General features: G+C 62.8%; 16 protein-coding genes. 13 read left to right on the top strand and 3 right to left on the bottom strand.

Going from position 1 to position 16,761, the window contains the following annotated elements; all coding sequences use genetic code 11:
- Window positions 1-42: 42 nt before the first annotated feature.
- The gene (locus tag TO66_RS02655) at window positions 43-1,581 is read right to left on the bottom strand and encodes an HDOD domain-containing protein (RefSeq protein WP_044460865.1); all 1,539 of its coding nucleotides are present in this window, start codon (window positions 1,579-1,581) and stop codon (window positions 43-45) included.
- 166 nt (window positions 1,582-1,747) lie between these two features.
- Here TO66_RS02655 and motA point away from each other — a divergent pair, with 166 nt between their 5' ends.
- Window positions 1,748-2,599, top strand: coding sequence for a flagellar motor stator protein MotA (gene motA / locus TO66_RS02660; RefSeq protein ID WP_044460866.1), 852 nt, complete (start codon window positions 1,748-1,750; stop codon window positions 2,597-2,599).
- Between the two features lie 3 nt (window positions 2,600-2,602).
- On the top strand, window positions 2,603-3,643 hold the full coding sequence (gene motB, locus TO66_RS02665) for a flagellar motor protein MotB (RefSeq protein WP_044460867.1): 1,041 nt from the start codon (window positions 2,603-2,605) through the stop codon (window positions 3,641-3,643).
- A gap of 73 nt (window positions 3,644-3,716) precedes the next feature.
- Here motB and rsgA read toward each other — a convergent pair whose 3' ends face one another.
- Window positions 3,717-4,748 carry a small ribosomal subunit biogenesis GTPase RsgA gene (gene rsgA / locus TO66_RS02670; RefSeq protein ID WP_044460868.1) on the bottom strand — a complete coding sequence of 344 codons (1,032 nt, stop codon included), beginning with the start codon at window positions 4,746-4,748 and terminating at the stop codon, window positions 3,717-3,719.
- 107 nt (window positions 4,749-4,855) lie between these two features.
- Here rsgA and orn point away from each other — a divergent pair, with 107 nt between their 5' ends.
- Window positions 4,856-5,398 carry an oligoribonuclease gene (gene orn, locus TO66_RS02675; protein WP_044460869.1) on the top strand — a complete coding sequence of 181 codons (543 nt, stop codon included), beginning with the start codon at window positions 4,856-4,858 and terminating at the stop codon, window positions 5,396-5,398.
- Window positions 5,399-5,572: 174 nt separating this feature from the next.
- The gene (locus TO66_RS02680; protein WP_171820144.1) at window positions 5,573-6,187 is read left to right on the top strand and encodes a trimeric intracellular cation channel family protein; all 615 of its coding nucleotides are present in this window, start codon (window positions 5,573-5,575) and stop codon (window positions 6,185-6,187) included.
- Here TO66_RS02680 and queG read toward each other — a convergent pair.
- The gene (gene queG, locus TO66_RS02685) at window positions 6,169-7,248 is read right to left on the bottom strand and encodes a tRNA epoxyqueuosine(34) reductase QueG (protein ID WP_044460871.1); all 1,080 of its coding nucleotides are present in this window, start codon (window positions 7,246-7,248) and stop codon (window positions 6,169-6,171) included. The genes TO66_RS02680 and queG overlap by 19 nt on opposite strands.
- A gap of 63 nt (window positions 7,249-7,311) precedes the next feature.
- Between queG and TO66_RS02690 the strand changes: the two genes are divergently transcribed.
- The 9 genes from TO66_RS02690 to hflC all read left to right on the top strand — a co-directional run bounded on the left by TO66_RS02690 (window position 7,312) and on the right by hflC (window position 16,742).
- The gene (locus TO66_RS02690) at window positions 7,312-8,172 is read left to right on the top strand and encodes an NAD(P)H-hydrate dehydratase (RefSeq protein ID WP_044460872.1); all 861 of its coding nucleotides are present in this window, start codon (window positions 7,312-7,314) and stop codon (window positions 8,170-8,172) included.
- A complete protein-coding gene (tsaE, locus tag TO66_RS02695) occupies window positions 8,160-8,630 on the top strand; it encodes a tRNA (adenosine(37)-N6)-threonylcarbamoyltransferase complex ATPase subunit type 1 TsaE (protein ID WP_044460873.1) in 471 nt (156 codons plus the stop codon). The genes TO66_RS02690 and tsaE overlap by 13 nt, the downstream gene beginning before the upstream one ends.
- A 3-nt stretch (window positions 8,631-8,633) precedes the next feature.
- Window positions 8,634-10,061 carry an N-acetylmuramoyl-L-alanine amidase gene (locus tag TO66_RS02700; RefSeq protein WP_218187728.1) on the top strand — a complete coding sequence of 476 codons (1,428 nt, stop codon included), beginning with the start codon at window positions 8,634-8,636 and terminating at the stop codon, window positions 10,059-10,061.
- On the top strand, window positions 10,058-11,968 hold the full coding sequence (gene mutL, locus TO66_RS02705) for a DNA mismatch repair endonuclease MutL (RefSeq protein WP_044460875.1): 1,911 nt from the start codon (window positions 10,058-10,060) through the stop codon (window positions 11,966-11,968). The genes TO66_RS02700 and mutL overlap by 4 nt, the downstream gene beginning before the upstream one ends.
- Window positions 11,968-12,939: a tRNA (adenosine(37)-N6)-dimethylallyltransferase MiaA gene (miaA, locus tag TO66_RS02710; RefSeq protein WP_044460876.1), complete on the top strand. Its 972-nt coding sequence runs from the start codon at window positions 11,968-11,970 to the stop codon at window positions 12,937-12,939. Before mutL ends, miaA begins: the two co-directional genes overlap by 1 nt.
- A 93-nt stretch (window positions 12,940-13,032) precedes the next feature.
- Window positions 13,033-13,293 (top strand): RNA chaperone Hfq, encoded by a 261-nt coding sequence (hfq, locus tag TO66_RS02715; RefSeq protein ID WP_007921378.1) that lies wholly within the window; start codon window positions 13,033-13,035, stop codon window positions 13,291-13,293.
- A 12-nt stretch (window positions 13,294-13,305) separates the two neighbouring features.
- Window positions 13,306-14,607: a ribosome rescue GTPase HflX gene (gene hflX, locus TO66_RS02720; protein ID WP_044460877.1), complete on the top strand. Its 1,302-nt coding sequence runs from the start codon at window positions 13,306-13,308 to the stop codon at window positions 14,605-14,607.
- A 96-nt stretch (window positions 14,608-14,703) separates the two neighbouring features.
- Complete coding sequence (gene hflK, locus TO66_RS02725) at window positions 14,704-15,873, top strand: FtsH protease activity modulator HflK (RefSeq protein WP_044460878.1); 1,170 nt, start codon at window positions 14,704-14,706, stop codon at window positions 15,871-15,873.
- On the top strand, window positions 15,873-16,742 hold the full coding sequence (hflC, locus tag TO66_RS02730) for a protease modulator HflC (protein WP_044460879.1): 870 nt from the start codon (window positions 15,873-15,875) through the stop codon (window positions 16,740-16,742). The genes hflK and hflC overlap by 1 nt, the downstream gene beginning before the upstream one ends.
- The last annotated feature ends 19 nt before the right edge of the window (window positions 16,743-16,761 follow it).

The raw sequence follows: 16,761 nt of genomic DNA on the forward strand, positions 1-16,761 counted from the left end.
TGAGGTCTCCAGGGCACAAAGGAGGGGATTGTAGCGCAAGCGTCAGCGGCTGCGGTTGGTAAAGCTGTGCAGGGCCTTTTCGATGCACTGCGCGGTCTTGCCGAAAGCCTGTACGGAGATCTCCGAGAAGGGTTGGCCACCCTGGTCGGCGACAATCAGCATGATCACCCGGCCATTGCTCGGGACCGAACGCAGCAGCAGGTGTTCGCCGCGGAACAGGCTGCGCAGGCTGTCGGGCAGGCGGGCGGAAAACTGCGCAGTGTTGGCAGGTGTCAGGCGCACTTGCGCCGGAGCGTCGAGCAAGCGTTGCAGCACGCTGCTCTGACTGATCTCCAGCGACAGGCTGGCGGCTTGCGCGGGGAGCCCGGCGAGCTGATGCACCCGCAACTGGGTTCGCGTGCGATCGACCATCAGCAGCATCACCCGACGCATGCCGCAGGCCACCAGGGCATTGCAGGCCTGGGTAGTCAGATGCATGGCATTGCTGAAGCGGCTGGGCTCGACCAGCAATTCGCTGCACTGCTTGCGCCATTTGGCCAGGTCTTCGGCGGTCGGGCCGGGAGCTGGAAGTTCACCGCTGTGCTCGCGATCGCTGCCCCAGGGCCAGAGCAGTGCCTCGGCCGGATGCCACAGGTCGGCCATGCTGTGCTGTCGCGCGCTCTGCGCGGCTTGCTGGTGCAACTGTTGCTGCACGTCGTCCATCGGCAGTTGCAGGTACAGGCTGGTGAGGTATTGCCAGCGCAGGCAGTGCGCGCCGGTCCAGGATTCTTGCGCCGAGAGGGCCAGGGCATTGGCCAGCAAGACGCTGTTGGCCGGTTGGTTCAGCCAGCGTTGCAGGGCCGGATCGGCATCCAGGCATTGCTGCTGGTGCAGCGGATGGGCGTTGTCGCGGGCGATATGCAGGGCTTTGGCCAGGTGATCCTGCTCGTCGATCAGCAGGCGGTAGCCTTGCTGGACCCAGATCGGCAGATGCCAGATGTCCACCAGCGCCTGGCACAGCCGGAGCAGGCTGACGCCGAACAATTCCTGCTCGACCTGCCGGGCCGGCTCGGCCTGGTGGACGACGCGCCGTTGCCATTCTTCGAGCAGCTTCGGATAGGCCAGCGCCATGGGCCACAGCGGCGAGAGAAACAACAGGCTGCCCCAGTGGATGTCCTGCCAGAGCCGGGCCAGGCGCCCGGCGAAAAAACCATTGGCCTGTTGGGTCGCATGCTGGCTGATCATTTGCAATTGACGCAGCCCGACGGGGATCTGCTCCTCGGGCTGGGCCGGCAGGCGGTCGATCAGCTCTTCGGTGCGCTTGAGCCCGAGGCGATTGAGGGCAATCTCCAGATTTTCCGCCGGCTCGCCCATGCTGCCATGGGTATGGAGATTGGCTTCGCGGATCACGCTCAGGGCCAGCGCGGGGCTGTCCTGCATCAAATCGGCGATATCGCGCAAGGAACTGCGGTTGTCCCGGATGGCCCGGCAGACCCGGTCGTGGCTGGCCTGCGGCACTGGCAAGCGGACTGAGTCGAGCCGCTTTATCCAGGCTTCGAGGGAGTTGGGAATAGTCGTTGGGACTGTCGTTTCATTAGACATGGCTGGGCGCAATCATCGTCTGCTGTAAACACGCCCAGAGCGGGCCAAACTGGCTTTTCGCCTTAACGGCCTATAGTCTGGCGCAGTTTTGTCGATAAGTAGAAGAAGAGATTTAAGAACTTCCGAATAAGACCTTGAACCCGACTCAGTAAGTACTTTCCTACCTATGGCTAAAATTATCGGCATCATCGTCGTGTTCGCGAGTGTTCTCGGCGGATACGTGCTTTCTCACGGCAAGATCGCAGCCCTGATCCAGCCCTTCGAGGTCATGATTATCGGTGGCGCCGCGCTGGGGGCGTTCCTCCAGGCGAACCCTGGCTACATGACCATGCACGTGCTCAAGAAGTCCCTGGGGATGTTCGGCTCGCGCTTTTCCCAGACCTTCTACCTGGAAGTGCTGGGGCTGATCTACGAGATCCTCAACAAGAGCCGCCGTGAAGGCATGATGGCGATCGAAGGCGATATCGAAGATGCCGCCGCCAGCCCGATTTTCGCCAAGTACCCGGCCGTGCTCAAAGACGAGCGCATGACCGCGTTCATCTGTGACTACCTGCGCATCATGTCCTCCGGCAACATGGCTCCCCACGAGCTCGAAGGCCTGTTCGACATGGAGCTGTTCAGCCTCAAGGAAGACCTCGAACACCCCTCCCATGCGGTCAACGGCATCGCCGATGGCATGCCGGGTTTCGGTATCGTCGCGGCGGTACTGGGGATCGTGGTGACCATGGCATCCCTGGGCGATGGCGACCAGAAGTCCATCGGCCTGCACGTAGGTGCGGCGCTGGTCGGTACCTTCTTCGGTATTCTCGCGGCCTACGGCTTCTTCGGCCCATTGGCCCATTCCCTGGCGCACGATGCCAAGGAAGAGCTGAACGTCTACGAAGCCATCAAGGCTTCCCTGGTGGCTTCGGCTTCCGGCATGCCGCCATCGCTGGCCGTGGAGTTCGGGCGCAAGGTGCTGTACCCGGCGCACCGTCCAAGCTTTGCCGAGCTGGAACAAGCGGTTCGCGGTCGCTAAGCCATGGAAAACAATCAGCCGATTATCATCAAGCGCGTCAAGCGCTTTGCCGGCGGGCATCACGGCGGGGCGTGGAAGATCGCCTTCGCCGACTTCGCCACGGCGATGATGGCGTTCTTCCTGGTGCTGTGGCTGCTGTCCACGGCCACGCCGGAACAGAAGATCGCCATCGCCGGTTACTTCAAGGACCCGATCGGCTTCTCGGAAAGCGGTACGCCCTACATCATCGACCTGGGCGGTTCTCCCGAGCTGGCGCCGGACAATACGCTCAACCCCGAGATCAAGTCGCAGCCTCAGCCAGACAAGGTCACGGTGGATACCGATCAGGTCGAGAACATGGCCGAGCAGGTTGAAAGAGAGCGTCTGGAACTGCTGCTCCAGGAGTTGCAGAACAAGGTCGAAGAGAACCCGCAGCTGCAGAAGTTCAAGGACCAGATCCTGTTCGAGATCACTCCGGACGGCCTGCGCATCCAGATCATCGATTCGGAAAACCGGCCGATGTTCGACTCCGGCAGTGCGCGCCTGAAGCCGTACTTCGAGGACATCCTGCTGGCCATGGCCGACACCATCAAGGCGGTGCCGAACAAGATCAGCATCAGCGGCCATACCGATGCCAAGCCTTATGCGGGCACTGGCGACTTCGGCAACTGGGAGCTTTCGGCCAACCGCGCCAATGCCGCGCGTCGCGCGCTGGTGGCGGGCAGCTACCCGGATGGGCAAGTGGCACGAGTGGTGGGTTATGCCTCGTCGTCGCTGTTCGATCGCAAGGACCCGTTCAACCCGGTCAACCGGCGTATCGACATCGTGGTGCTGACCAAGAAGGCCCAGCGTGCCATCGAGGGTGAAGTTGCCCCCGATGCCCCGGCACCGACCCAGGGCCAGGGCGCGCCGGGCGAAGTGCCGGCGGATCCGAACGCCTTGCCGCCGGAGCAGGAGCCGTTGCCGGCGCATGAGCTGCGTGAGCGTTTGAATCTTTTCGAGGATGCAGCACCGAAGACCGGAGGAGCGACCGCGCCGGCGGCCGCTCCTCCGGCGGCGCGCTGATCGGCAAGCGACAGTGCTCCATGAAAAAGGCCGCGATCATCGCGGCCTTTTTGTTTCTGCGTGGTGCTGCCTGTTAATAGCTGCTATCCGGCAGGCTGGCGATGATCGAGCGATAGCTGTTCATCCGTTGCTGCTGGATGCGGCCGTCTTCCAGGGCCTTGAGCAGGGCGCAGCCCGGTTCGCGGTCATGTTTGCAGTCGCGGAAGCGGCAGGTGCCCAGCAGGTCGTTGAATTCGATGAAGCCTGCCTCGACATCGGCGCGGCTGACGTGGCCCAGGCCGAATTCGCGAATCCCCGGGGAGTCGATCAGTTCGCCACCACCCGGAAAGTGGAACAGGCGCGCGGTGGTGGTGGTGTGGGTGCCCTGGCCGGACAGTTCCGACAAGGGGCCGACGCGGGTTTCCACGTTGGGCAGCAGGCTGTTCACCAGCGACGACTTGCCCACGCCCGACTGGCCGACGAACACGCTGATGCGCCCGTCCAGTTGCGCTTGCAACTGCTCCATGCCATTGCCGTGGTGAGCCGAGACTTCCAGCACCGGATAGCTCAGTTGCCGATAGACCGCCAGCAAGGCGTTCAGGGCCGGTGCGTTGTGCTCGTCGATCAGGTCGAACTTGTTGAGCAGCAGCAGCGGACGGATGCCGGCGTGCTCGGCCGCTACCAGGTAGCGGTCGATCAGGTTGGCATGCGGCTCGGGCAGCGGGGCGAAGACGATTACGATCATGTCGACGTTGGCCGCGACGGGCTTGAGCTGGCCGCGGCTGTCCGGGCGGCACAGCTCGGTGTGGCGCGGCAGTTGCGCGACGATCACCCCGATGCCCTGGTTGCCCGGGCGCCAGACCACCTGGTCGCCGGTGACGAGGGCCGGCAGGTTGGCGCGCAAGTGGCAGCGGAACACCTGGCCGGCCAGTTCGCCTTCGCGTGCCTCGACCTCTACCTGGACGCCGAAGTGGGCGATCACCAGGCCGGTCTGTTCCGGGCCGAGATCGCCGCCTTCCAGTGCTTCCACGGCGGAGGATTCACGCTTGGCGGCGCGGGCGGCGCGCTCGCCTTGAATCTTTTCGATGCGCCAGTTTTGGCGACGATTGAGCTGGCGTTTGGCCATTGGTGTTCCGTATCGATAATGCGGCGGTTAGGTAAAACGGCCGCGAGTTTAGCACGCCAGCGCGCCCCTCTAGGCTAAACTGCGCACCTACGCCGAGGAGCCGACACATGCAAAACCCGCAGAATCTGATCTGGATCGATCTGGAAATGACCGGTCTGAACCCTGACACCGACGTCATCATCGAGATGGCCACCATCGTTACCGACAGCAATCTCAATACCTTGGCGGAAGGCCCGGTCATCGCCATCCACCAGAGCGATGAAATCCTCGCGGGCATGGATGAGTGGAACACCCGCCAGCACGGCGGCTCCGGTCTGACCCAACGGGTGCGCGAAAGCCGCATCAGCATGGCCGAGGCGGAAGCGCAGACCATCGCCTTCCTCGAGCAGTGGGTGCCCAAGGGCAAGTCGCCGATCTGTGGCAACAGCATCTGCCAGGACCGGCGTTTCCTGTATCGCCATATGAAGACGCTGGAAAGCTACTTCCACTACCGCAACCTGGACGTTTCCACCCTCAAGGAGCTGGCCGCCCGTTGGGCGCCGGAGGTGCGCGACAGTTTCAAGAAAGGCAGCACCCACCTGGCGCTGGACGACATCCGCGAATCCATAGCCGAGCTGCAGCATTACCGCAAGCACTTCATCAAGCTCTGATGGTTCGGTGTTGAAGCCATCGCGGGCAAGCCTCGCTCCTACGGATCACGCGGACTTGTAGGAGCGAGGCTTGCCCGCGATAGGCGCGCTGCGTTCTCCAGCAATTCCAGCCGGCGCCCCCTTTTGGTGCCTGCATCAACTGAGTAGACTGCGCGCCTTTCCGTAAGGACCGCCATCATGCTGCTGATGCTCTACCTGATTGCCATTACCGCCGAAGCCATGACTGGCGCGCTGTCTGCCGGGCGTCGCGGCATGGACTGGTTCGGTGTGGTGCTGATCGCCTGCGTCACGGCCCTGGGTGGCGGTTCGGTGCGCGACGTGCTGCTGGGGCATTATCCGCTGACCTGGGTCAAGCACCCGGAATACCTGGTGCTGACTTCGGTCGCGGCTCTGGTGACGATCTTTATTGCCCCCCTGATGCGCCATCTGCGCTCGCTGTTCCTGGTGCTCGACGCCGTGGGCCTGGTGGCGTTTACCCTGATCGGTTGCATGACCGCCCTGGAAATGGGCCACGGCATGCTGGTGGCCTCGGTCAGCGGAGTGATCACCGGGGTGTTCGGCGGCATCCTGCGGGACATTTTCTGCAATGACATCCCGCTGATCTTCCGGCGTGAGCTGTATGCCAGCGTCTCGTTCGCCGCGGCCTGGTGCTACATGCTCTGCATCTATCTGCAGTTGCCGGGCGAACAGTCGATCCTCATCACCCTGTTCGGCGGCTTTCTATTGCGCTTGCTGGCGATCCGGTTTCACTGGGAAATGCCCAAGTTCGTCTACAACGACGAGCAGTGACGGCTGGCGTGCTGCTCCAATGCCCACTCCACGTGTTCGCGCACCAGGTCCGAAGGGTAGTCGCGACGGGCTTTCAGGGCCTCCAGCACCGGAATGCTCGACGGCGCGTTGCCGAGCCCCACTGCCAGGTTGCGTAGCCAGCGCTCGTAGCCGGCGCGGCGCAGCGGCGAGCCTTCGGTACTGCTGAGGAACTTGTCCTCGTCCCACATGAACAGTTCGGCCAGTTCGGCATTGTCGAGGTTGTGCCGTGGCTTGAAGTCGCCTTCGCCGGAAGGGCGGGCGAAGCGGTTCCAGGGGCAGACGATCTGGCAGTCGTCGCAACCGAACACCCGGTTGCCGATCAGCGGGCGCAGATCTTCGGGAATGGCGTTTTTCAGCTCGATGGTCAGGTACGAGATGCAGCGTCGGGCGTCCAGGACATAAGGGCCGACAAACGCCTTGGTCGGGCAGATATCCAGGCAGGCGCTGCAGCGGCCGCAATGTTCGGTGGCGTGGGGTGCGTCCACCGGCAGGGGCAGGTCGACGAACAGCTCGCTGAGGAAGAAGTAGCTGCCGGCCTTGCGGTTCAGGACCAGGGTGTTCTTGCCGATCCAGCCGAGCCCGGCCTGTTCGGCGATGGCTTTTTCCAGTACGGGCGCGCTGTCGACGAAGGCGCGGTAGCCGAACGGGCCGATTTCCTTCTGGATGCGCTCGGCCAGTTGCTGCACGCGCTTGCGGATCAGCTTGTGGTAGTCGCGGCCCAGGGCGTAGCGCGAGACATAGGCCTTTTCCGGCTGGGCCAGGCGTTGCGCCATCTGGGTGTCGCCGGGCAAGTAGTCCATGCGCAGCGACACCACGCGCAGGGTGCCGGGAACCAGTTCCTCGGGGTGGGAGCGTTTGCTGCCATGGGCGCCCATATAGTCCATCTCGCCGTGGTAGCCGGCCTCGAGCCAACGCTCCAGATGCTGTTCATGCTCGGCCAGGTCCAGGCCGCTGATGCCGACTTGCTGAAAACCCAGCTCGCGGCCCCAATCCTTGATCAACTGGGCGAGGGCGGGCAGGTCGGTGGTGATGGCGGGCATGAGACGAGAGAAACCGGGGCTGAGGTGCGTATAATTCTGCCAGACATCGGAGCCCGAAGACGCATGCCGCAGACAAAACACCCTTTACCCGACATTCAGTTGTTGGCGCCCGGCACCTTGCCGCGGCTCGAGGCCCGTTCGCCAAGCGCTCATAAAGGCCAGTTCGGACACCTGTTGCTGATTGGCGGCGATCGCGGTTTTGGCGGCGCGGCCCTGCTCAGTGCCGAGAGTGCGCTGCGTAGCGGCGCCGGAATGGTTTCGCTGGCGACCCGCAGCGAGCATGTCGCCGCCGCGCTGGCACGGATTCCCGAGGTCATGGCCCAGGGCACGGATTCGGCCAACCAGTTGATGGGGTTGCTGGATCGGGCCTCGGTGATCGTCGCGGGCCCTGGACTCGGTCAGGCCGCCTGGGGGCGCAGCCTGTTATCGGCCGCGGCCAATGCGCCACGGCCCCAAATCTGGGACGCCGACGCGCTCAACCTGTTGGCCGAGGGTGGCCTGGCCTTGCCCCCGGGAGGCGTCATCACCCCGCATCCGGGGGAGGCGGCGCGCCTGCTGGGCATCAGCACCGCGCAGGTACAGGCGGATCGCCCGGCCGCGGCTCGAGCGCTGAGCAAAAAATACACAGTCGTGGCCATCCTCAAGGGGGCCGGCAGCCTGATTGCCAGCCCGGATGGGCGCCTGGCCCGTTGCGAGCGCGGGCATCCGGCCATGGCCACCGCGGGGCTGGGCGATGTGCTGGCCGGCCTGGTCGGCGCTTTGCTGGCGCAAGGCATGCCGGCGTTCGACAGTGCGTGCCTGGCGGTGTGGCTGCATGCCGTCGCCGGCGAGCAGCAAGGTAAATTGGGCCGGGGGCTGGCGGCCAGTGATTTGATTCCAGCCATTCGTCAGTTGCTGGAGGAGCAGTCACCGTGTCTGAAATAACCCTGTATCTGGCGGACGAAAACGCCATGGTTGCCTTTGGTGCGCGCCTGGCGCAGATCACCCAGGGGCTGGGCGTGATCTTTCTCGAGGGTGACCTGGGGGCGGGGAAGACCACACTGTCGCGAGGGCTGATCCGTGGCCTGGGGCATGTGGGAGCGGTGAAAAGCCCGACCTTTACCCTGGTCGAGCCTTACGAAATCGGCGATGTGCGGGCTTTCCACTTCGATCTTTACCGCCTGGTCGATCCTGAAGAGCTGGAGTTTCTCGGCATCCGCGATTATTTCGAGGGTGATGCATTATGTCTGATCGAGTGGCCCCAGCGTGGTGCAGGCTTTTTGCCAAAGCCGGACCTGACCATTACCATTAGCCCGCATAACAGCGGGCGTTCCCTGCACTTGTTGTCGCAAGGCTCGCGTGGCGAGTCCTGGTGTGCCGCTTTGGCGTTGGAATTCAAATAATTGATGGGGTTAGGTATGCGCATTCGCGCGTTGGTTACTGTCGTAGGACTGTTGCTTACGGCATTGGCCGTCGACGCTCTGGCCGCTACACAGGTCCGCAGCGTTCGCCTGTGGCGGGCACCGGATAACACTCGACTGGTATTCGACCTGTCCGGTCCGGTCCAGCACAGCGTCTTCACCCTGACGGCCCCCGATCGTCTGGTGATCGATATCAACGGCGCGACCCTCGGCGGGCCGCTGAATGTCGCCACGGCGAATACGCCGATTACCGCCATGCGCTCGGCCCAGCGCACGCCCACCGACCTGCGGGTGGTCATCGACCTGAAAAAGGCCGTCACCCCCAAGAGTTTTACCCTGACGCCCAACGCCCAATACGGCAATCGCCTGGTGGTCGACCTGTTCGATAACCCGGCCGATGCCGCGCCGCCGCCACCGCCCGCGCCCAATGTCGCGACCGTGCCGGCCGTGCCCGTGACCCCGAGCAAGCCTGAGATCAAGCTGCCACCGGCCCCGGCCGGCAAGCGCGATATCGTCGTGGTCATCGACGCCGGCCATGGTGGCGAAGACCCGGGGGCCTCCGGCTCTCGCGGCCAGCATGAAAAAGACGTGGTCCTGTCCATCGCCCGTGAACTGCAGCGCCAGGTCAACGGCCTGAAAGGCTTCCGTGCCGAGTTGACCCGTACTGGCGACTATTTCATTCCGTTGCGCGGACGCACCGAGATCGCCCGCAAGAAGGGCGCCGACCTGTTCGTGTCGATCCACGCCGACGCCGCGCCTTCCACGGCGGCCTTCGGGGCCTCGGTGTTCGCCCTTTCCGATCGTGGCGCCACGTCTGAAACCGCTCGCTGGCTGGCGGACAGTGAAAACCGTTCCGACCTGATCGGCGGGGCCGGCAATGTCAGCCTGGACGACAAGGACCGGATGCTGGCCGGGGTGCTGCTCGACCTGTCGATGACCGCCTCGCTGACGTCCAGCCTCAATGTCGGGCAGAAAGTGCTCAGCAACATCGGCCGGGTCACTCCGCTGCACAAGCAGCGTGTCGAGCAGGCCGGCTTCATGGTGCTCAAGTCGCCGGACATTCCATCGATCCTGGTGGAAACAGGCTTCATCTCCAACGCCAACGAAGCCTCCAAGCTGGCCACCGCCAGTCATCAGCAGGCATTGGCGCGCTCCATCAGCAGCGGTGTGCGGCAGTTCTTCCAGCAGAACCCACCGCCGGGCACCTATATCGCCTGGCTGCGCGACTCCGGAAAAATTGCCCAGGGGCCGCGCGACCATCGCGTGAGTCCGGGGGAGACCCTGGCGATGATCGCCGTGCGTTATCAGGTGTCCGCCGCCACGTTGCGCAGTGCCAACAAGCTGAGCAGCGATGAGTTGAAAGTGGGGCAGACCCTTACCATCCCGGGTACCGAACTGGCGGCCAAAGAATGAACGACGCAGTCATCAACCGCGCCCGAATCGAACTGCTCAGCCCGCGCCTGGCGAACCAGATCGCCGCGGGTGAAGTGGTCGAGCGCCCGGCCTCGGTGATCAAGGAGTTGCTGGAAAACAGCCTGGACTCTGGAGCCAAGCGCATCGACGTGGATGTCGAGCAGGCCGGCGTCAAGTTGCTGCGGGTGCGCGATGACGGCGGCGGTATTTCCGCGGACGATCTGCCGCTGGCCCTGGCGCGTCACGCCACCAGCAAGATCCGCAATCTCGAGGACCTGGAACAGGTCATGAGCCTGGGGTTCCGCGGGGAAGCCCTGGCCTCCATCAGCTCGGTGGCGCGCCTGACCCTGACTTCCCGTACCCGCGACGCCGATCAGGCCTGGCAGGTGGAGACCGAAGGTCGCGACATGGCGCCCCGCGTGCAGCCGGCGGCCCATCCGGTCGGCACCTCGGTGGAAGTGCGGGACCTGTTCTTCAATACCCCGGCCCGACGCAAGTTCCTCAAGGCTGAAAAAACCGAGTTCGACCACCTGCAGGAAGTGATCAAGCGCCTGGCCCTGGCGCGTTTCGATGTGGCCTTTCATTTACGCCACAACGGTAAAAGCGTGCTCAGCCTGCACGAGGCCAACGACGATGTGGCGCGTGCGCGGCGGGTGGCGGCGGTGTGCGGTTCGGGCTTTCTCGAACAGGCGCTGCCGATCGAAGTCGAGCGTAACGGCCTGCACCTGTGGGGCTGGGTAGGGCTGCCGACCTTTTCCCGCAGCCAGGCGGACCTGCAGTACTTCTACGTCAACGGCCGCGCGGTACGCGACAAGCTGGTGGCCCACGCGGTACGCCAGGCTTACCGGGACGTGTTGTTCAACGGCCGGCACCCGACTTTCGTGCTGTTCTTCGAAGTCGACCCGGCGGTGGTCGACGTCAACGTGCACCCGACCAAGCACGAAGTGCGCTTCCGTGACGGACGCATGGTCCATGACTTTCTTTATGGCACCTTGCACCGTGCCCTGGGCGATGTGCGTCCGGAGGATCACCTGGCCGCACCGGCCGCGGCAGCAGGCATCGTGCGACCGACCGGCATCGAGGCGGGTGAATTCGGCCCCCAGGGCGAAATGCGCCTGGCGGCGAACCTGACGCTGGAGCAACCGCAGACCCAACCGGCTTTCACCCCTTCGAATGCGGGCGCGGGATCGGGTTATCAGTACCAGTACACGCCACGTCCGCAGCCGACGCTGCCAGCGGCCGAAGCGCAGGCGGCCTATCGTGAGTTTTTCGCGCCATTGCCTGAAGCCGGGGCCGCGGCCCTGCCGGATGCGCAAGGCGATATCCCGCCGCTGGGCTACGCCCTGGCGCAGCTCAAGGGCATCTACATCCTTGCGGAAAACGCCCAGGGCCTGGTGCTGGTGGATATGCACGCGGCTCATGAGCGGATCATGTACGAACGGCTGAAAGTGGCGATGGCCAGCGAAGGGCTGAGCGGCCAGCCGCTGCTGGTGCCCGAGTCGATCGCTGTCAGCCAGCGCGAAGCCGATTGTGCCGAAGAGCATGCCAGCTGGTTCCAGCGGCTGGGGTTCGAGCTGCAGCGGCTGGGCCCGGAATCCCTGGCGATCCGCCAGATTCCGGCCCTGCTCAAGCAGGCGGAAGCCAACCGCCTGGTGCATGACGTCCTGGCCGACTTGATGGAGTACGGCACCAGCGATCGCATCCAGGCGCATCTCAACGAGTTGCTCGGCACCATGGCCTGCCATGGGGCGATCCGGGCCAATCGCCGCCTGGCCTTGCCGGAAATGAACGGTTTGTTGCGCGACATGGAAAACACCGAGCGCAGTGGCCAATGCAACCATGGCCGACCGACCTGGACCCAATTGGGGCTGGACGATCTGGACAAACTGTTCTTGCGCGGTCGTTGATGAGCCAGCTTCCTCCGGCGATTTTCCTGATGGGCCCGACTGCCGCCGGCAAGACCGATCTGGCCATCGAACTCAGCAAAGTCCTGCCCTGCGAGCTGATCAGCGTCGATTCGGCGTTGGTCTACCGTGGCATGGACATAGGCACGGCCAAGCCTTCCAGGGAAATCCTGGCCGAGTTTCCGCATCGGCTGATCGATATTCTCGATCCGGCCGAGAGCTATTCGGCGGCAGATTTCCGTACCGATGCGCTGGCGGCCATGGCCGATATCACCGCGCGGGGCAAGATTCCGCTGCTGGTCGGCGGCACGATGCTTTATTACAAGGCTTTGCTCGAGGGCTTGGCGGACATGCCGCCAGCCGATCCGCAGGTGCGCGCCGAGCTGGAAGAAGAGGCGGCGCGCCTTGGCTGGCAAGCGCTGCATGACCAACTGGCGGCGATCGATCCCGAGTCGGCGGCGCGAATTCACCCCAACGACCCGCAACGCCTGACCAGGGCACTGGAAGTCTATCGGGTCAGCGGCCTGAGCATGACCGCCCACAGACTGCGACAATCTGCGCAAAGTACTGAAGCAGCCGCTTCGGGACGGGGACAATTGCCCTATACTGTTGCGAACTTGGCCATTGCTCCGGCGAACCGTCAGGTGCTGCATCAACGTATTGCACAAAGATTCACAATTATGTTGGAACAGGGATTCGTCGACGAGGTCGTAGCTCTGCGCTCAAGAAGTGACCTGCATGCCGGGTTGCCGTCTATACGTGCTGTAGGCTATCGACAAGTCTGGGATCACCTGGATGGCAAACTGACGTTCACCGAGATGCAGGAGCGCGGCATCATCGCCACGCGCCAATTGGCGAAGCGCCAGTTCACCTGGTTACGCAGCTGGGCTGATTTACACTGGCTTGACAGCCTGGATTGCGACAATCTGCCACGCGCCTTGAAATACCTGAGGACGGTCTCCATATTGGGCTGAGTCCTTGCAATTGCCGTCTATCCTTGGGGGTGTGGCGGCTTGAGCCATCTGTTTTCCGATTTTTTATTATTGATCCTTAAAGGAGTGCGGCACATGTCAAAAGGGCATTCGCTACAAGACCCTTACTTGAATACTTTACGTAAAGAGAAAGTTGGGGTTTCCATCTATCTGGTTAACGGGATCAAGCTGCAAGGCACGATCGAGTCTTTCGACCAGTTCGTCATCCTGTTGAAAAACACCGTAAGCCAAATGGTTTACAAGCACGCTATCTCGACAGTGGTTCCGGTTCGTCCAATTCGCCTGCCTAGCGCATCCGAATCCGAACAGGGTGACGCTGAGCCAGGTAACGCCTGATAGGAGTCTCCTTTGTTCTTTGAGCGCCACGGTGGTGGTGAACGTGCAATTCTCGTTCACTTGGATGGTCAGGACCCTGAGGCGCGCGAAGATCCGCAGGAGTTTCAGGAGTTGGCAACATCGGCCGGCGCCGAGACCGTCGCGTTTGTTAACGTGCCGCGTCATCGGCCAACCGCCAAGTACCTGGTTGGCAGCGGCAAGGTCGAGGAATTACGCGACCTGGTCAAAGCCGAACAGGTCGACCTGGTAATTTTCAACCATATCCTCACGCCCAGTCAGGAACGTAACCTCGAACGAGTTTTCGAGTGCCGCGTGATTGACCGCACGGGTCTGATTCTCGATATTTTCGCCCAGCGCGCCCGCACTCACGAAGGCAAGCTCCAGGTAGAACTGGCCCAGCTTGAGCACATGAGTACGCGCCTGGTTCGTGGCTGGACTCACCTTGAGCGGCAAAAAGGTGGTATCGGTCTGCGTGGCCCGGGTGAAACCCAGCTCGAGACCGACCGGCGACTGCTGCGGATTCGCCTGCGGCAGATCAAGGCCCGCCTGGAGAAGGTTCGCAGTCAGCGCGAGCAGGCGCGTCGCGGGCGCAAGCGCGCCGATATTCCTTCGGTGTCGTTGGTGGGCTACACCAACGCCGGCAAGTCCACCTTGTTCAACTCCGTGACCGAGTCCGATGTCTTCGCGGCCGATCAGCTGTTCGCCACCCTCGACCCGACCTTGCGCCGGCTCGAGCTGGACGACCTCGGCCCGATCGTACTGGCCGATACCGTGGGTTTCATCCGGCACCTGCCGCACAAACTGGTCGAGGCGTTTCGGGCTACGCTCGAAGAGTCGAGCAATTCCGACCTGCTGTTGCACGTGATCGACGCCCATGAGCCCGAGCGTATGGCGCAGATCGAGCAGGTCATGGTGGTGCTGGACGAGATCGGAGCCCAGGACTTGCCGATACTGGAGGTCTATAACAAACTCGATTTGCTCGAGGGCGTGGACCCGCAGATCCAGCGCGATGCCGACGGCAAGCCGCAGCGGGTCTGGTTGTCGGCTCGCGAGGGGCAAGGGCTGGACCTGCTCAAGCAGGCCATTGCCGAGTTGCTGGGCGACGATTTGTTTGTCGGCACCTTGCGCTTGCCGCAGCGTTTTGCTCGACTGCGAGCGCAGTTCTTCGAGTTGGGCGCGGTACAGAAAGAAGATCACGACGAGGAAGGCGTCAGCCTGCTCGCTGTTCGCTTGCCGCGAGTCGAGTTGAATCGGTTGGTAAGCCGCGAAGGCATGCAACCGTCGGAGTTCATCGAGCAACACACTTTGCAATAAAAGCCTGAAAAAGCGGTTGTGCCGCTGTAGCAGGCATTCTGTAGCATTGGTCGGCGCGCCGTGGGTGCGTCTTTGCTTTATCAGATGGAGAGCGCTATGGCTTGGAATGAGCCGGGTGGCAACTCGAATAATCAGGATCCTTGGGGTGGTAAGCGCCGCAACAATGGCGACCGCAAGGGGCCACCGGATCTCGACGAGGCCTTCCGCAAGCTGCAGGAAAGCCTGAATGGGTTGTTCGGTGGTGGTAAGAAACGTGGTGACGATGGCGGCAGTGCCGGCAAGGGCGGTGGTTTCGGCCTGCTCGGTATCGGCCTGGTCGTGCTGGCGGCCGTGTGGCTGTACAGCGCGGTCTATGTCGTGGACGAGCAGGAGCAGGCCGTGGTGCTGCGCTTCGGCAAGTACTACGAGACCGTCGGCCCGGGCCTGAACATCTACTTCCCGCCGATCGACAAGAAGTACATGGAAAACGTCACGCGCGAGCGTGCCTACACCAAGCAGGGGCAAATGCTGACTGAAGACGAAAACATCGTCGAAGTGCCGTTGACCGTGCAGTACAAGATCAGCAACCTGCAGGACTTCGTGCTGAACGTCGATCAGCCGGAAATCAGCCTGCAACACGCTACCGATAGTGCCTTGCGCCACGTGGTGGGTTCCACCGCGATGGACCAGGTGCTGACCGAGGGTCGTGAGTTGATGGCCAGCGAAATCAAGGAGCGCCTGCAGCGTTTCCTCGATACCTATCGCACGGGTATCACCGTCACCCAGGTGAACGTCCAGAGCGCTGCGGCGCCGCGTGAAGTCCAGGAAGCCTTCGATGACGTGATCCGCGCCCGCGAGGATGAACAGCGTTCGCGCAACCAGGCTGAAACCTATGCCAACGGCGTTGTGCCGGAAGCCCGTGGCCAGGCCCAGCGCATCATCGAGGATGCCAACGGTTATCGCGATGAAGTGGTTTCCCGGGCCAAGGGTGAGGCTGACCGCTTCACCAAGCTGGTGGCCGAGTACCGCAAGGCGCCTGAAGTCACCCGCGAGCGTCTGTACCTGGACACCATGCAGGAAGTCTTCAGTAGCACCAGCAAGGTTCTCGTGACCGGCAACAAGAATGGCCAGAGCAACCTGCTCTACCTGCCGCTGGACAAGATGGTCGAAAGCGGTCGCAGCACCAGCACCCCGGTGACTGGCGCGGCAACCGGCAGCAACGAAGCGAATGCGCGTGCGGCAGCTGATCTGCAGCAACAGCAGGCGCGTACCAGGGAGAGTCGCTGATGAGCAATAAATCGCTGATCGCCCTTATTGTCGGCGTCGTCGTGGCGATCGCTGCCTGGAACTGCTTCTACATCGTCGCTCAGACCGAGCGCGCGGTGTTGCTGCAGTTCGGACGTGTGGTCCAGGCTGATGTTCAGCCGGGCCTGCATGTGAAAGTGCCCTATGTGAACCAGGTGCGTAAGTTCGACGCTCGCCTGATGACCCTGGATGCACCGACCCAGCGTTTCCTGACGCTGGAAAAGAAAGCCGTGATGGTCGATGCCTATGCCAAGTGGCGCGTGAAGGATGCGGAGCGTTTCTACACCGCGACTTCCGGCCTCAAGCAGATCGCCGACGAACGTCTTTCCCGTCGCCTGGAGTCGGGCCTGCGTGACCAGTTCGGTAAGCGCACGCTGCATGAAGTGGTTTCGGGTGAGCGCGATGCGCTGATGGCGGACATCACGGCTTCGCTCAACAAGATGGCCGAGAAAGAACTCGGTATCGAAGTGGTCGACGTCCGGGTCAAGGCCATCGACCTGCCGAAGGAAGTGAACCGCAGCGTCTTCGAGCGGATGAGCACCGAACGTGAGCGTGAGGCTCGCGAGCACCGTGCCAAGGGTAACGAGCTGGCGGAGGGCATTCGTGCCGACGCCGATCGTCAGCGCCGTGTGTTGCTGGCCGAAGCCTATCGTGAATCGGAAGAGATTCGCGGTGACGGCGATGCCAAGGCAGCGGCGATCTACTCCAAGGCCTACGGTCAGGACCAGGAATTCTATGGTTTCTACCGTAGCCTGCGGGCCTATCGTGAAAGCTTCGCGAACAAATCCGACGTCATGGTTCTTGACCCAAGCAGCGACTTTTTCCGCTATCTGGAAAAGGCCAAGCCTTGATGCGACGTTGACCTGAATC

Source organism: Pseudomonas sp. MRSN 12121 (assembly GCF_000931465.1).
Classification (GTDB): Bacteria; Pseudomonadota; Gammaproteobacteria; order Pseudomonadales; family Pseudomonadaceae; genus Aquipseudomonas.